Raw genomic sequence first — 15695 nt, 5'->3', positions numbered from 1 at the left:
CCTTAACTCACCAGTTAATCACAGTCTCGCAAACAACCGTTATTTTACTGGGGGAACCGGAGTACGAGCCATCTCCCGGTTCCGCATGTCAGTTTTGTGCAAACGGCGGCGCGAAACGACAGCAGGAAAGCGGTTTCCCCGCGCGGCCGCAAATCGACGATAGGCACGGATCATCTAAAGACCGCCCCCCGGCGTTTCATTATGATAAGGATGTAGCGATGATCACACAGGGGGAATGAACATGAGATGTTTTTGGCCGATGGCTGCACTGATGGCCGTACTTGTCGCGGCATCCGGATGCGGCAAAGCGGCGGATGCGCCGAAAGGAGCGGATACGGCGGGAGGCAAGGAGAAGCAGGCGGCGCCGGAGCCGGTTACGCTTACCTTGTATATGCAGAACGCTTTTCCGATCCAGGATCTGATCGTGGAGGCGGTGCGCAAAAAGTATCCGCACATTACGCTGCAGCCTCTGCTCAGGCAGAAGGGGCAGCTGCCCGAGGATCTCGTGGCGGCGGGGACGTTCCCGGATTTGCTTTACAACAGCACGCCTTGGTACGCGGAGTATATCAATCTGAACGTGCTGCAGGATTTGAACGAGCTGGTGAAAAAGAACGGCTTCGACGTCACGAAGCTGGACCCGCTCGCGATTGACGCGATCAAAATGTGGGGAGACAAGGGCGAGCTGTACGCGCTGCCGATCTACCGCAACTTCGCCGTGCTGTATTACAACAAGGACTTGTTCGACAAGTTCGGCGTCCCTTATCCGAAGGACGGCATGACCTGGAAGCAGGCGGCGGAGCTCGCGGCCAAAGTAACCCGGACGGACGGCGGCGTCAATTACAAAGGATTGGACGCGAGCGACTCGTACTCGGCGGTTTCCCAGCTGACAACCCCGTTTGTGAAGGCCGACGGCAAAGCGAATCTCGAAGCGGAGCGTTTCGGGCTCGCGCTTGACAACTTGAGGACGATATATACTATACCGGGCAACAGCCGCGGCAACAACATGACGGACTTCTACAAAGGAACGGTGGCGATGTCCGCGTTCTGGAACGTGCTCGGCAATTTCGAGGACAACTTCAAGAAAGGAATCAACCAGAACTGGGATATGGTTACGATGCCGACGTACGAGCAAGTGCCGGGCAAGTCGTTTCAGGTCGATTCGCACAATTTGAGCATCTCGTCGCTGAGTAAGCACAAGGAGGCGGCGTTCCAGGTCATCGCGTACTTGACCTCCAAAGAAGTGCAGATGGACATAAGCCGCAGCGGCTACGTCTCCAGTCTCGTCGATACCGAGCCGCAGAAAGTGTTCGGGGCGAACCTGCAGTCGCTCAAGGGCAAAAACATCGAAGCGATCTTCAAGCTGCAATCGGCGCCTCTGTACAAAGTCCACCGCTACGATTCGATCGTCAGAGCCGAATTGGCCAAAGCGTTGAACGAAGTATTGGGCGGCAAAGACATCAACTCGGCTCTGCGGGATGCGAACGACAGGGCGGACAAGTTATTGGAGCAGCAGAAGAAATAATGGAATCCGAGCAGTCCAATCAATCTGTTGCAAGCGGGGAGTGGGACGAGGATGACGACGAAATCGAATGACGACATTGCCCGGACGATGGAAGCCGATGCGGATCGGCGCACGTTAAGCAGGAGGGAAGTACTCGCTTCCCTCTCGGTTGCGGGGGCGGCCGCCGCGGCGGGTCTCTTGTTCGGGGAAGGCGGCTATGCGGGAGCGGCGGGTTCGGCACCCCCCGGCCACTCCGTCATGAGCGCCGTATACGGCGGTCCGGGCCCGGACGAATGCTGTTCGCCGCTCTATTGCTTCGACAATGTGGCGGAGATGAAGCTGGCCGACATACCGGCCGGGAAGCTCGCTTCAACCGTCTCCTATTATGCGGGCTGGGCGGGGACGCCGCTCGGACCGCTTGGCGGAGCGTTATACGACATCATCCAGCCGGCCGACTTCTCGGGAACGCCCGACGGCTTCGGCGATCATGTGCTGGCTAACGGCAATATAGCGGTGCTTCGTAAAACAGGCGGGCTGCTCGCCACCCGCTACGGCGCGAAAGGCGACAACGGGGCGACGAATTCGTATCCGCAGCTTCAGGCGATGGCGCTGCAGTTGAAGAAGCAGGGCGGCGGCACGGCCGTTCTGGACTGGGCGGGCGGAGCTTACGGGATCGGCGAGACGATTACGCTGTGGAACAACACGACATTCGGCGGACCGAATTGGTTGAAGATTGTCGCGCAAACGACGTATGACGCGGCGGTAACCGGCGTTCCCGGCGTCAAAAACGTGCACATCACCGAATTGAAGGTCGATTGCGGGAATGTTCCGGCCCAAGGCGGATTGTATTTGCGGAGAAATCATACGGAATGGCATGCGGGCAGCATTACGGTCAAAAACGCGGCGCACGACAAGTCGCGCAAAGGAGGAAGGGCGGTTACGTGCGAGGCCGGCGTCAATCCGTCCCTATACGGCGGTAGAAAAGCCGTCATCGCCAGCATAATCGCGATCGACTGCTACATGGCGCTGTGCCTGGCCGGCGGAACGTATCAGGAGGACACCGGAGTGGTGGTCCACAGTGTCGTTGCGGAGCGGTGCGAGACGGTGATCGGGCTGTTCGGCAATACGGCCGGCTATCCGCATCCCGGCTCGAAAATGCAGCATGTCGTCCATCAGGTGGCCGCACGCAATTGTGGCAAGTCTGTCAAGTACAGCCGTCCCCACGGCGCGTTCGTATCCGATCGAGGCTCCAATGTACGGATCGGCAGCTTCTCGCTTCATAACGACCCGGAATACGGCGCGATCGGTTCCTTGCTCATGGGCGATTGGTCCAATGTCGTTATCGACGGCGGGACGTTCATCGGGGATTGCACCAACCTGATCTCGTTTACCCGGTTCTTCGAAGCCGATACGATTACCGACGACGTATTCGCTACGCTGAGTAGCGAATTTGTCGGCATCAGGCATATCGGCACCTGCACGAATGCGGTAATGGCCAGCAAATCGGACGATTTGAAGGTGCGCGATACGGAGCTCGGACTTTACACCGACATCGTCACGTCCGGACTCGTGCTGACGCCGGCGATGGCCGCCAAAACTACGGTGTACTGCAAATTCAAGAGCCGGCAGCACAATGCGCGGATCGAAGGGTTCGCGAACGTGATCGGTTCCGCTTCGCTACTGTCGGATTACGCGAATGCGGCCGTCGTATACGGGATGACCGTACACGCTCCGGTATACGCGGACGATGCTTCGGCGGGAGCGGGCAGCTTGGGCGCGGGCAGGGTGTACCGAACGCCGACCGGCGAAGCGAGAGTGAAGCTTTAGACTTTTGTCGGCGGCGCGGTTACTGCTTGTACAATAATGGCTCCGACTTTGAACTAGCCGGATCGTCCGGCCTTCGCGTATAATTCCTGTATATACAGGAATAGCTGTACGGGAGGGATCGCCTTGCGAATTAGGTCTTTCAACCATTACAACCAAGTTCTCGACCGGTCGGGCAGAAGCGGCGGCATCCATCCTTTCTGTGAAATGCTTTATGTTACGCAAGGGGAGACCGTATTGGATTGGATGGGCGTCGAATATGACGTCCCTTCTCCGTCCCTGTTCATGCTTACGCCGAATACCCCCCATCGGCTGCGATTCCTGACCCCCTTAAGCTTCTGGTTTATCGAGCTGGACGCCGTCGACCCCGAGTCGTTTCTGACGGTCGAGCAGGCGATCGAGTGGAATCGCTTGCAGAAAAACGCGGACTACGGCTCGCCCAAGCTGCAGATGATTAGACAAACGCTCGAATCGTTGACTTTATCTTTGATCAGCCACAAGCGCGACCCCGACTTCGAAGCGGAAATCGTTCTGCTTGACATCAGGAAGACGATATTGCTGATCCGGCAATATTTCCGGGAAGACCGCGACGCACCCGCCGAAGACGATCCGACGACGAGACAATCGATTCAACGGCTGATCCGGCAAATGGAATCCGAATACTACGACCCGCTCGATTTGACCGCCTTGGCCCGCAAAGTGCATCTGAATCCGTCTTATCTCGTTCGCGCTTTCAAGAACGAAGCGGGTGTCACGCCGATCCATTATTTGAACAAGCTCCGGCTGAACGCCGCGGTCAGCTATTTGGCCAACACCGAGATGGGCATCCAGCAAATAGCCGAAGCGACCGGCTTCAACAGCATTCATTACTTCTCGAGACTGTTCAAGCAGAAGTACGGCAGCAGTCCCCAGCAGTGGCGGGAGCAGCAGAAACGCGGGCGCGGCGGCGCCACATGACGAGTCTGGATTTGTCCGGGCCTAAGTTGTTGTGAAAGTCAAAATGAGAAATTTGAAATACAAAGAGGGGGCAGGGAGATGGGCGTAAAGCGAAGCGTCTGACTTGAGAGCTTTGCGTAAGCAAAGCTGGCTTCGGAAGGATATGCTTAAATCGAGTTGTAACCTCTTATATTCAAATAAGACAACTTGATTTTAACGGAAGTGGAGCACATTCCCTGCCTCCTGTCTTCGCTGCTTCCTCTCATTGCAGAATTTCTCAACAGCTCATCCCGGACTTGTCCGGGCTTTTTTGCGTCTTCATAAGCAGTAGACCGGCTCTCGCACCGGCCCGGCCGGGACAAGAAGTCAAGAAAATGCAAACGGGCCGTAAAACCCGGATGGAGTAAGCGTTTACCACAGCAGCAAAATCGCAATATTGTGAGATATTCTCTAAAGACCCGCGTCATTTCGTTTACTTATAATGAGTTCAGTCGGCGGCAGCATGTTTCAGTCACCGTATACCGAATTCCGTCTATGGCGGATCAAAGGGGGATATCCAAATGAACAAAAAGTTGCTCGGAGCAGGCACGGCGCTGCTAGCGGTCGCCGTGCTAGCGGCAGGCTGCGGGTCGGGGAATAACGGCAGTACGGCCCAACCGGATGAACAGACACAGCCGAAGGAGCAGACGAAAGCGCCGGCTAAGCAGGAAGAGCCGGTAACGCTGAAGTTTTACGCGCATACGGTGCTGGACGATTTCGAGAAATACATCAACCAGTTCGTCAAGAAAAAATTCCCGCATGTGACGCTGCAGCTCGTCAAAAACGAAAAAGGAACGACGATCGAGGAGCTGCTGGCGGCAGGGGACATTCCCGATATCATTTGGGAAGGCCTGACCAACATCCATCTGCTCACCCCGCTCAAGGTGCCGATCGACTTGCAACCGCTCGCCAAGAAGCATGGCTTCGATTTCAACAAGTTCGATTCCAAGCTGGTGGACAGCATCAAATCGTACTCGGATCAAGGACAAATCTATTATTTGCCTTACAACACTCTCTTGTTCGCGCTTCAGTACAACAAGGACATTTTCGACAAGTTCGGGGTCGCCTACCCGAAAGACAATATGACGTGGGACGAGACGATCGAGCTCGGCAAGAAGCTGTCGCGGCCGGACAACGGCGTGAACTATATAGGCTTCCGTCCGCCGGGCGCGCTGAATCGCCTGCAAATGCAGATGGGAATCCCGTATCTCGATGCCAAGACGGGGAAAGCGGCGGTGACGACCGACGGCTGGAAGTCGTTGTTCGAGCTCATGAAGCGGACGTACCCCGAGCCGATGCCGCAAAGTCAAAGAAATATAAGCACGCGGGACGAGTTTCTGAAGACGCGGAACGTGGCGATGATCGCGGAAATCCTGTATTTGCAAAATTCCGACATAGTCGCGGCGGAGAAGGAAGGCTTCCGCTGGGATATGGTCACGTATCCGACGCTCAAGGATAAGCCTAACGTCAATACGGGCTTGTTCTCCGACGGCTTCGTCCTGCCGCAAGGGGGCAAGCATGCGGATTTGGCGTTCCAGATCATTTCTTATCTGAGCACGGACCCCGAGGTGCAGCTGGAAGCGACCAAGAACGGGCGGATTACCGGTCTGAAGGATAAAGCGATATTGGAGCACGCGTTCGAGAACAACCCGGCCGCCAAAGGGAAAAACTTGAAAGGCTTGTTCAACCAGACGTACCCGGTTATTCCGCCGGTCACGATATACGACCGCGAAGGGATGACGATCGTACAAAATCAACTGATGGAAGTGTTGAAAGGCAATACCGATATCAACAGCGGATTGAAACGGGCGGAGGAGGAATTGGACAAAAAATTGGCCGAGCTGAAGGCCAGATAGCCGTCGGCAAGCGATGCCGCCATCACATAAGTCCCCGGGTGCGCCGACAAGGCGCGCCTCGGGAATTGAGCACGGCTTTACGTATCGATTTCAAGGAGGAATGGGGATGCGGGATAAGTTGGATCAGGACATCGCTGATGGGACGATATTCACTGAATCGGAAGAGCGTGTACGGCCCAAGCTGAGCAGAAGAAAGCTGCTCGCTTCGCTCGGAGCGGCGGGGGCGACGGTGGCCGCGGCGGAAATGCTGGGGATGACGGATGTCGTTTTCGGAAAAAAGAAAACGGTTTCAGAAGAAGTATACGGACACGGTTACGATTTGGTAACGAGCGGAAGCTCCGTTCCTCAAGGAGTCGACCGGTTGTGTACGGAATACGGCGTTCTTTATTTGTGGGAGCCGAGCGGCGATTTCGCAGCCAGCACGCACATTGTGGCGTCGATCACGCCCAACTCTTTCTCGGGCTACGATGTCGTAACCGACAGAGGCACTTACGAGTTCCTGCCGTCCGAAAGACACGCAGCCAGGGTGACGGGCAACGTATACGGTTGGGGGGCGGTTCTCGATGGCGTAACCGATGATGTGCTGCGGGTGCAGAAAGCGATCGACTCCTGCTCCATGAATGCCGGCAACTCGTCCCAGTCGCCGAACAGAACGTACGCTTCGTTCGCCATCAATACAGGCGGCAAAATCGCCGCAGTATCTGCATCCGTCGTCTTGAAAAACAACGTTAACTTGGAATGTTTCTATATTCGAGCAGTCGGCACATGGGCCGGCGAGCCTGTATTAAAGACGAACGGCACTTACTTTGTCGGCAACGCTAAAGATATCGTAGTAGACGGAAACAATCTCAACTGCAAAGGGATTGTGGTAAGTCATATATATGGCGCTGTGTGGGACACCGTTTATGTATACAACACCAAGAAAGACTGCTTTACAACCAACGCACCGGGATATGAGCTGCTATTGAATAATTTCCGGCTTGTTTCGTCGCCCAATTGCGATGAGTTTACCAAAGGTTTGGTCGTTAATTCCGGCGACGGGCATTTCACGAACGGCATTACCATTTTCAACCCGATCGGTACAGAGGTCAACGGCGGGTCCAACCATTTGTCGTTCATACACGGCTGGTCCGGTTATTATGCGAACGGCAAAGATCCCGGCACGTCAGGCGGCAGGGAGCAAAGGATCGGATTTTTGATAAACGCTTCCAATAATCACATCAACATGTGTCAGTCCGATTCCCCGTCCAGAAAGGACTATTCGCAAGCCGGCGAGACCATACTTGCCGACGGACTGCCCAACGGCGGGATAGGGTTTTTCTTCGGCGACGCCGCTTTTAGAGTGAAATCGGAAAGCTGTGCATTGGTCGTCAATTCCACTTTGTACCAAAATGCCGCGAATGCCGACGGGAGGCCGGTAAACGCAATTATAGCTCCGTTCTACGTCGGCGGCCGTGACTGTTCCGTCATCAATTTCAGACAAGAGAACAAAGCGACGCTTGCTCCGCCCATATTCAAAAACGATTCCATAAAAGGAACAACCACTGTATCGGGCTGCGATCTTTATTCGAACAATCTACACTCGAGAACGCTGAACCCGGTATTGGAGCTCAATACCCAGTCCGGTTCATCCATCTTGAAAGCGAAGATAGACGGCGTCGAGGTTGGCGGGATCAAAACGCCCAATACGTCCGCCATGTCCGTGTATGCCTTGGATCAGCTGCATTTGGATGCGGGTACGGCGACCGGATGGAGGCTGTCCGCCGGCGGCGGAACGGTAAGGCTCGAGCCGAGAGCCGACGGCGGGTCCAATCTGGGTTCATCGGGGACGAGGATTTCGAATTTCTATGTTGTCAATGCGCCTATCGTCGGTTCCGACGCCAGGATGAAAAAGGATTGGGGCAGCATCCCGCAGCCGCTATGCGATTTCGTGTTAAATACCGAGATTGTGCAGTACAAACTGATCAAGAACGAATCCGACCGCTACCATTACGGGATCGTCATCACGGAGCCGTTTCTCGCCGAACTTGGCAAAGTGACGTCCATTAATCATTGCGGCGCTTTATGCCACGACATCTTTACCGACGACAGCGGCAAACCGATCGACTTGAACGTCGGCGGGGCGAATCTCGGCGATCTGTGGCAGGTCCGCTATGACGAATGGCAAAACATACTGCTGGAAGCTATAAGGAGAAAATTTATTCAACAAACTCAGGGAGTTTAATAAGGGAGGATGACTTATGAGGACGGAACAAGAACAACCGAATCGGAGCGAAGAGCAGCCGATCAGCAGAAGAAGGCTGCTGCAGACGATCGGTACGGCCGGGATCGCGGCGGCTTGCGGCGCGGGCTTCGGCACGCTGAATCCCGTTCATGGGAGCGCCTTGACGGTATCGGGCTTGGTATATGGAAGAGCATTCGGAGAATCGGCGATGTATATGGAGGATTTGTTGACCATCCCGGTGCAGCACGGCAAGATGGTCGGATTGGCGGGTTATCATGCGGGGAGTGTCATCGGCGGGGGCGTATTCGTATTCGATGAGATGATTGGCCGGTCGCTGCATAACGGCGGAAGCATTATCGATCCGTCGGCGCCGTTTCCGTCCGACTGGTCGTCCCAGACGCAGAGGCAGGCTTGGTACGCCCATACCGGAACGGGCAACGGCTGTTGGCTAAGATGCAAGGGAGCGGGGGAGGTGTCGTTTACGGCCGACGATTTCGGAGCTAAGCCTTACGAGCCGGCTGCGGTCGATACGGAAGCGGTCCAAGCCTGTATCGATTCGTCCGATCCGGATTCGACGCTCCGGCTCGGCGACGGAACGTACAAGTTTAACGTATCGCTCCCCGGAGGCTTGCAAGGCAATGGTTACAGTACCGTAATCACGCCGGCGGTCACCTCGATCCCGGCCATTACACTCAGCAGGCGGATTGCGACGGGGGATTGGCGCTGGCGGTTCGTGAGGGACTTCCGCTACGACGGCATCAATCGCGGCGCGTCGGCGATCTCTTACCCGACTTATGCCGATTCGCCGACGGACGGCCGTTTCGTCGGCCGGTACGAATTCGCGCGCATTTTGTTCGCCAACTGCATGGCGGCCGTCCGCAAGCCTCAGGGCAATATCGGCAACGTGTTCCGCGAGTTGACCGTAATCGCCTCCGATTACGGCGTATGGTCCACCTCGGTCAATACCGATCCGTCCATGCACGAAGGGAACGACCACTATATCCGCTGCCATATGGGACCGAACATTGCCAAAGCCTGTTACCGGTACGATATGTCTACCCGTTCCGGCTCATCGCTCGATCTCGTCTTCGACGGCTGTATTCACGAATATGTAAACGGTTTCGGACTGCTTGCCACCGGCGGCAACACGAATGGCATCGCGACGGGCAGCATCGATTTTCGCGGCGGCTGGTTCGAGCGGGTGGCCGGCACCGGTGCGCCGGTAAATATCGACGGGACGATGCGCGTTCCGTATGAAATCAGCTTGACTAATGTCCGCAACGCCAGGCTGTCGGGACTTTTGATGGAAACGATCGAGCTGATCAACTCCTCCCTGAAGATGACGGAGTGCCAGCTATCCGACATTACCGGCGTGACCCGGCTGCGCGTATCCGTAGATGCGGATAGCGTGCTCCAGTCGGAGCGGGACAATTCCCAGTACGGCCGTCCACAAAACATGCTCGTCACTTCGATCGGGGCGCCGCACAAAACCGCGCGGGGAGGAGCTTGGACGCCACTGCGGGCTGCGACTGCGCATCAGGACTTCGGAGCCGATGCACAGCACCAATCGTTCGGCGGCACCGCGTCCATACCGAGCGTCTCGCACCCGTCCATTACGTCGACGCAAGTCGCCGACGGCGTATTGCACGCTTCGTCCGCCGAATATACGATTCCCGCGGCTACAACCGTAACGATGACCGCTCCCTACACGTTGACGCCGGGAAAATACATCGTCGCCAGCGTCCATGTCAAGAATATGTCCGGGGATGTGAAGACGGCTATCAAGCAATCGGGCGGAATCGCACTCACCAACGATTTCGATGCGGATATTCAGGCGCGTTGGCGCTGCATCTCGACGCTTGCGCAAGCGGTGGCGAAAGGAACGAACCGGATCGCGCTGACGTTCTCGGCCGGGACCGTCTCTTCCCTCGTCCGCGTTGCCGACTGGCAGGCGGTTCAGTTCGACCGGCTGGAGGACGCGCAAGCTTACCATAACAGCCTGCTTTGTTTGACCGATTCCTGATAAGGAAGAGAAAGGACGGCCGGGCCGGACATGCCGGCTCGGTCGCCCTCTCATTAAGATATAGGCTGCTTCGCTCCCGCGAACAGCGCTTCTTCCAGCGCCTCCGCGAATTGCGCATGGAACAGCCGATCGGGATGATTGATGCCGTTGGACAGCCGATTATGAATATCGACCCCGTCCGCCTCCATTTTCTCCCACATCGCATATACGTCGAGCAGCGGCAATCCGGCGGCCGATGCGAACGCCCGCAATGCTTCGACGTAGCGGAGCAGATGTCCGGCTTCGTACAGAGCTTTGAACGTCGGGATGTGGTGCTGATGGCCGGCCGAGATGAACTCGTTCTCCCGCTTCATCATCATGCTGGGCGTAATGAGCAATATGTCGGCTTCGGTCTGCTCCTTGATCTGCCGGACGAGATCGCGAATTGCGCCGATATACGGCTCGATCCCTTTCACGCCGCCGTGGGCGTCGTTCAAGCCGAACTTGATCGTCACCAGGTCCGGCTTATAGCACAGAACGTCCCGCTCCCATCTGTCTCTCGACCGGGCGGCGCTGTCTCCCGATACCCCTGAATTGATGACATTGAAGATGCTGTTCGGGTATCGCTTCGCCACGCGCAGCCGGAGCAACTGGTGGTACACTTGCTCGTGTTCGACTGCGCCATCCTCGCAGCAGCCCTGCGTAACGCTGTCGCCGATGGCAACATAGATCACCGGCCTGGCGGCCGGGTTAGCCGCTTTTTCCTGAAGGCGGCCGTATAGTCTAGTAAACTCGTACATGCGCTTGTTTTCCTCCCATTCGGTTATGCATTGTACACTTTACCATCTTAACCTACGGGAAGTCTCTTGTCGTTGCACTCTATTGACCAAACCCGCCGTTTTCGCTTTACTTATTCTTGCTTTGCTTTTCTTCGGCCACGGCTTTGTCGGCCTTCTCCGCCGTCTCGCGAAGAGCGGTGTTCAAGTCCGACTTGCCGGTCACGATATCCATCACGGCCGCGCCGTACAAGTTCTCGACCTTCAACTCGTATGGCGATTTGGACGAGATGGGAGCGATTTTATTGTAATATACCGCTTTCCAGTTCTTCCCTTTGTTCGGGCTGTCTTGGGCGAAGGCTTTCTTGATCGCTTCGTCCGTCCGGGCGGACATGACGCCTTTCTTCGATATTTCCATCTGGTATTCCGCCGACGTCAAATATTTGATGACTTCCATGGCTGCATCTTTGTTTTTGGCGATCGAGGTGATGCCGATGCTGACCGAGGCGGATTGCGAACCGATGCCGGGCTGCTCCTTGAACGTCGGCAGCGACACCAGATCCCAGTCGATTTTCTCCAAATCTTTCGGCACCGCGAGCGGAAATCCGTACTGGAACGCAAACATGGCGATCTCCTGCGTATTCGTAAAGTCGAGCCGGTTGGGCATCCGCTTCAGCTCGGCGATCCGCTCGGCATAGCCTTGACTTTTCGCCGGATCGAGGAACAGCGTCTGAATGAGCTTCTTCCACGATTCCCGCTCGAACGTCGATTTGCCCGTTTTCGGATCGAGATAAGGCTCGGAGAACTGGTTCGTCTTAAACATGATGGCGGGTGCAGCGTTAAAGATGCCCAAATATTGCTTGTCGCCTTCTCTGCGCGTCAATTTCTTGGCCACCTCATTCGCCTCATCCCAGGTCATCCCGTCCTTCGGATAAGGAACGCCGAACTTGTCGAAAATGCCTTTGTTGTAAAACAGCACGAGAACCTGATTTTCCGTCGGGAGCATATAAAGCTTGCCGCCGCTTGAATTCCGGATCGCATCGATGACCGTGGGCTCGAATACCGTCAAGTCGACTTGGTGCTTCTTGGCGAGATCGGTCATGTCGTACTGCAAATTATATTCGATCAAAGGCTGCAAGGCGGCATCGAGCACGTTGTACAAAATATCGACCCGCTGATTCGCGGCCATCAATTCGGGGAGCGAAGTGCCTTTGGCGTCGGGAATATATTTGATCGTATAATTCGGAAACTTCTTCCTCAGATCGTTCCCGTATTTGCTGTCGAACTGCTCCACGTTTCCTCCGTTGTTGGAATGGAAGATGAGCTCGACCGGCTCGTCGGCCTTCGGCTTGACGTCGGCCTTGCCGCCTGTGTCTTGTCCTGCTCCGGCGCTGCCGCTTCCTCCACTGCTGCAGCCGATTAATGACGATAGTGCCAGCATAGCGGCGATCATGCTTTTCTTTGACATAGGTGACCTCCATCGTAATCGTAATATCAGTACGCTTTCCAGTCCGTATTCAGCGCATTTCCCGTTCCGTTCGTCAGCCTTCTCCAGTATGAAACATCGGGATCGGTCCCGATATTCCAAATCAGGTCGCCCTGCTTAAATTGCTCGAATGCCGGCAGAGCCGTCAGGTGAGTCAAATTCCGGCAATTGATTTTGTGGACGGAGCCTTGGAAGCCTCCGCCGTACAAGCGCTGGTTGTTGCCCCATCCCGTAAAGTCGACGTTCTCGAGCGTCCAATTCACCACATTGGCGGGAACGTCACCGATGATCATCGCCTTGAGTCCCGTTCCGCGTTTCGAGAAGTTTCCGGTGATGTAAATGTTGTCGCATACTCCGCCGCCCGCGGGCTTGTTCAGCATGAACCGGTCGGCCCCGACGCTGTCGATATCGACGTCGAGCTTCACATTTTTCGCGGTTCCCATAAAGATTCCGTCGTGCTTGCAATTTCTGATCGTTGCCTTGACCTGAACATTTTCGACCGCATTCGATCCGAAGCCGACTTGAATGCCCCTGTAGCACCCCTCGCTGTAAGCGTCGTGAATCGTTATCCCTTTTGGTGTCAGCCCTTGCTTGTTCAAAGTAAGGAACGAAATGTTGTGAGCCGTTTTATTGACGACGCTCAACTGACCAATATGGACGTTGGAGGCGGATATGTAGACGCTCGTAATCTCGGTTGAAGGCTGAACGACGTTCGTGCGAACGAGATTGACTTTACCGAGAAATATGTTTTCTACCAAGGCGTTGTTCGTACCCAGCACGGAGCAGGGATTCGTGCCGCCGCTCGTAATATTCATACAATTTACGAAAACGTTGCGTACCGTTTCAGTCGAAGCGTTAGGCTCGATATCGAACCCTCCCGGCATATCGTAATGGCCGATGTTGTCGCTGTACAAATAGTCGATCCATATATTTTGGGCATTAATGATCGATACGAGGTTTCTGCCGATTTGCGCGTCCGCTTGTCCCGTAACCGTGTTCAGCTTCACATTTTTGGAGCCGCCCGAAATATAGATGCCGTCTCCGCAAGGGTTCTCACAATGGATCCGGTCGATCGTAACGTCCAGACAATTCAATAGGACAAGGCAATGCTTCTGCTCCTGATTGACGGTATAGGCGACATTTTCGATGCAGCCGTTATTCAAGCCGTTACCGTCGAAACGGATTTCGGGCATACAGACGCCGGAGCAGGAATCCAGCTTCAATAAGGAACCGACCGTAGGGGAGTTATCCAATCTTCGTATCCAGCCTTCGCAGCGAATGCCGAAATTTTGTTTGCCTGTGATCGTAATCGTATCTACGCTGACGGTCATCCATTTCGGAATGAGCAGCGTCAGATGGCGGTCGGCCGCGTATTGGATCGCGTATCGCAATGCGGCAGATTCGTCCGTGCCGTCTCCTTTCACTCCGAGCTTCGCGGCATTCACTCCTCGCAGTTCCATCTCCGACTCTATATCCGCCAGCTCTGCCTCGACTTCCTGCGCGTACTCCTGCACAACTTCTCCGGCAATCCGCCGAATGCCCGCTTCGCTGCCGTACACGTTGTCCGTCACGCCGTATCCGAGCGTTATGTCTCTGCTTAACAAAGTTCCCGTAACCGCTGCGGCGCCCGCCGCGCCCAAGGTTAACACTTTTCTCCTGCTCATCTTGCGGTCGGACTTCTCTTTCTCCATCGAATCATCCCTCCTTACGAATAGACAGCGCTTTCAAAGAAAAAGCGATGGGGTAAGCGTATGCACGTTTCTTTCATCGGGCTGCTTCAATCAAATGGCGGTTACCCCCTCGAACGTATATAACATTAAGATACATGCAGACATTTCGAATTTATATGGCGTATGTTCTTGGATAGATGGTAAATATTATCCGATCCGGACATGGTCAAACAGCCCCCGAACCGATGGATCGGAGGCGTGCTTCGTCTTTTTCGCTATAAGGCATCGTCCGTGCTAGTAACGGGTTAACGCGAATCAAGGCTTGACCGCGGCCTCTTCTATACGTTTCCGGTATTCGCTCGGTGTCATGCCGACCCGTTTCGTAAATGCTGTATAAAACGATTTATAATCGGCGAACCCGGTATCCATTGAAATTTCCGTAATTTTCTTGTTCGAGTTTTCCATCATTTTGCATGCTTCCTCGATCCGCAGCTTCTGGACGTACTCGGTGACCGTCATTCCCACCGTTTCTTTGAACAGCTTGCAGAAATAGTTTTTGCTGAAAAACGATTTGGACGCAAGACTCCCCAAGCTGAACGAGCTTGTGTAGTTTTCCCGCAAATAATCTATCGCCGCGTTGATGACGTCCAGTCTTCTGTTCATTTCCCTGTTGCCGGGACAACGGTCGAAGCAGCGCATCATAAGAATAATGAGCTCAATGACGAAGGCGCGGATAATTGAGATGTAGCCGGATCGCTGTTCATTGTATTCGGTATATATTTTATCGATAAGCGCCTCGAATTCCTGTATTTCGTCGAACGATAACGCCAGGTTCGGATGGAACGGCTTATCCAGCAGGCCGTTGAACAAATAAGACAACGACAAGCTGTTGAAATCGTTGAAATCAATCAAAGATTCGTCGACAAATCCGGGCTTGAACAAAATGTTGTAAATGACGAGATGTTCGTTATCCTCGCGGTGGAAGGCGTGGGAGACGTCGTAATTGATAATGAATAGATTCCCCCGGGTGACGCGGTGCTCTTCGCCGTCCAGCATGTGATATCCGTTGCCGCTCGCCACATAACAAATCTCGACAAAATCATGGGAGTGATACTTGCGGTGTTCTTTTCTCGGTTCGTGAAAACGGATAATGCTGAACAGTTCCCCGGCTCTAAAATAGTTGTCGCTCCGGTATACGAGAGGCTGATTCATCCCGGTTCCCTCCGTTCCTATTTACACCTTACGGTATAGGGCTGCAGCCGATATGTCAATAATGTGCAAACGTTCCGGGGGAACGTTGCGAAGCCGAACGGATTCCCGGCCTCCGGACGAACGAGTATTGGAATAGATCCTCTAAAGACCGTGTCTCCTCCATTCATTA

At 54.8% G+C, this 15695-nt stretch carries 10 protein-coding genes; 6 read left to right on the top strand and 4 right to left on the bottom strand.

From position 1 onward, the window contains the following. Nucleotides 1-241: 241 nt before the first annotated feature. The 6 genes from FE783_RS14890 to FE783_RS14865 all read left to right on the top strand — a co-directional run bounded on the left by FE783_RS14890 (nt 242) and on the right by FE783_RS14865 (nt 10403). The gene (locus tag FE783_RS14890) at nt 242-1522 is read left to right on the top strand and encodes an ABC transporter substrate-binding protein (RefSeq protein ID WP_158301809.1); all 1281 of its coding nucleotides are present in this window, start codon (nt 242-244) and stop codon (nt 1520-1522) included. A gap of 51 nt (nt 1523-1573) precedes the next feature. Continuing rightward, entirely contained in the window at nt 1574-3328 is a 1755-nt protein-coding gene (locus FE783_RS14885) for a hypothetical protein (protein WP_138880172.1), read from the top strand. Between the two features lie 123 nt (nt 3329-3451). Next, nucleotides 3452-4282: a helix-turn-helix transcriptional regulator gene (locus FE783_RS14880; RefSeq protein ID WP_138880171.1), complete on the top strand. Its 831-nt coding sequence runs from the start codon at nt 3452-3454 to the stop codon at nt 4280-4282. 539 nt (nt 4283-4821) lie between these two features. After that, nucleotides 4822-6156: an ABC transporter substrate-binding protein gene (locus tag FE783_RS14875; protein WP_138880170.1), complete on the top strand. Its 1335-nt coding sequence runs from the start codon at nt 4822-4824 to the stop codon at nt 6154-6156. 106 nt (nt 6157-6262) lie between these two features. Next, entirely contained in the window at nt 6263-8380 is a 2118-nt protein-coding gene (locus tag FE783_RS14870; protein WP_138880169.1) for a tail fiber domain-containing protein, read from the top strand. A 16-nt stretch (nt 8381-8396) separates the two neighbouring features. Beyond that, nucleotides 8397-10403 carry a hypothetical protein gene (locus tag FE783_RS14865; RefSeq protein ID WP_138880168.1) on the top strand — a complete coding sequence of 669 codons (2007 nt, stop codon included), beginning with the start codon at nt 8397-8399 and terminating at the stop codon, nt 10401-10403. A gap of 53 nt (nt 10404-10456) precedes the next feature. Here the strand turns inward: FE783_RS14865 and FE783_RS14860 are convergent, their stop codons facing one another. The 4 genes from FE783_RS14860 to FE783_RS14845 form a co-directional block, all read right to left on the bottom strand. Further along, complete coding sequence (locus tag FE783_RS14860) at nt 10457-11182, bottom strand: SGNH/GDSL hydrolase family protein (RefSeq protein ID WP_138880167.1); 726 nt, start codon at nt 11180-11182, stop codon at nt 10457-10459. Between the two features lie 106 nt (nt 11183-11288). Then, on the bottom strand, nt 11289-12626 hold the full coding sequence (locus FE783_RS14855; protein WP_138880166.1) for an ABC transporter substrate-binding protein: 1338 nt from the start codon (nt 12624-12626) through the stop codon (nt 11289-11291). 26 nt (nt 12627-12652) lie between these two features. Then, nucleotides 12653-14335 carry a hypothetical protein gene (locus FE783_RS14850; protein WP_138880165.1) on the bottom strand — a complete coding sequence of 561 codons (1683 nt, stop codon included), beginning with the start codon at nt 14333-14335 and terminating at the stop codon, nt 12653-12655. A gap of 294 nt (nt 14336-14629) precedes the next feature. Continuing rightward, nucleotides 14630-15526 (bottom strand): helix-turn-helix domain-containing protein, encoded by an 897-nt coding sequence (locus tag FE783_RS14845; protein WP_138880164.1) that lies wholly within the window; start codon nt 15524-15526, stop codon nt 14630-14632. Nucleotides 15527-15695: the final 169 nt, after the last annotated feature.

Origin of the sequence: Paenibacillus mesophilus, from assembly GCF_005938385.1 — a bacterium.
Classification (GTDB): domain Bacteria; phylum Bacillota; class Bacilli; order Paenibacillales; family NBRC-103111; genus Paenibacillus_AB; species Paenibacillus_AB mesophilus.
The sequence above is the reverse complement of the archived record's forward strand: the minus strand, read 5'-3'. Positions and strand labels throughout refer to the sequence as shown.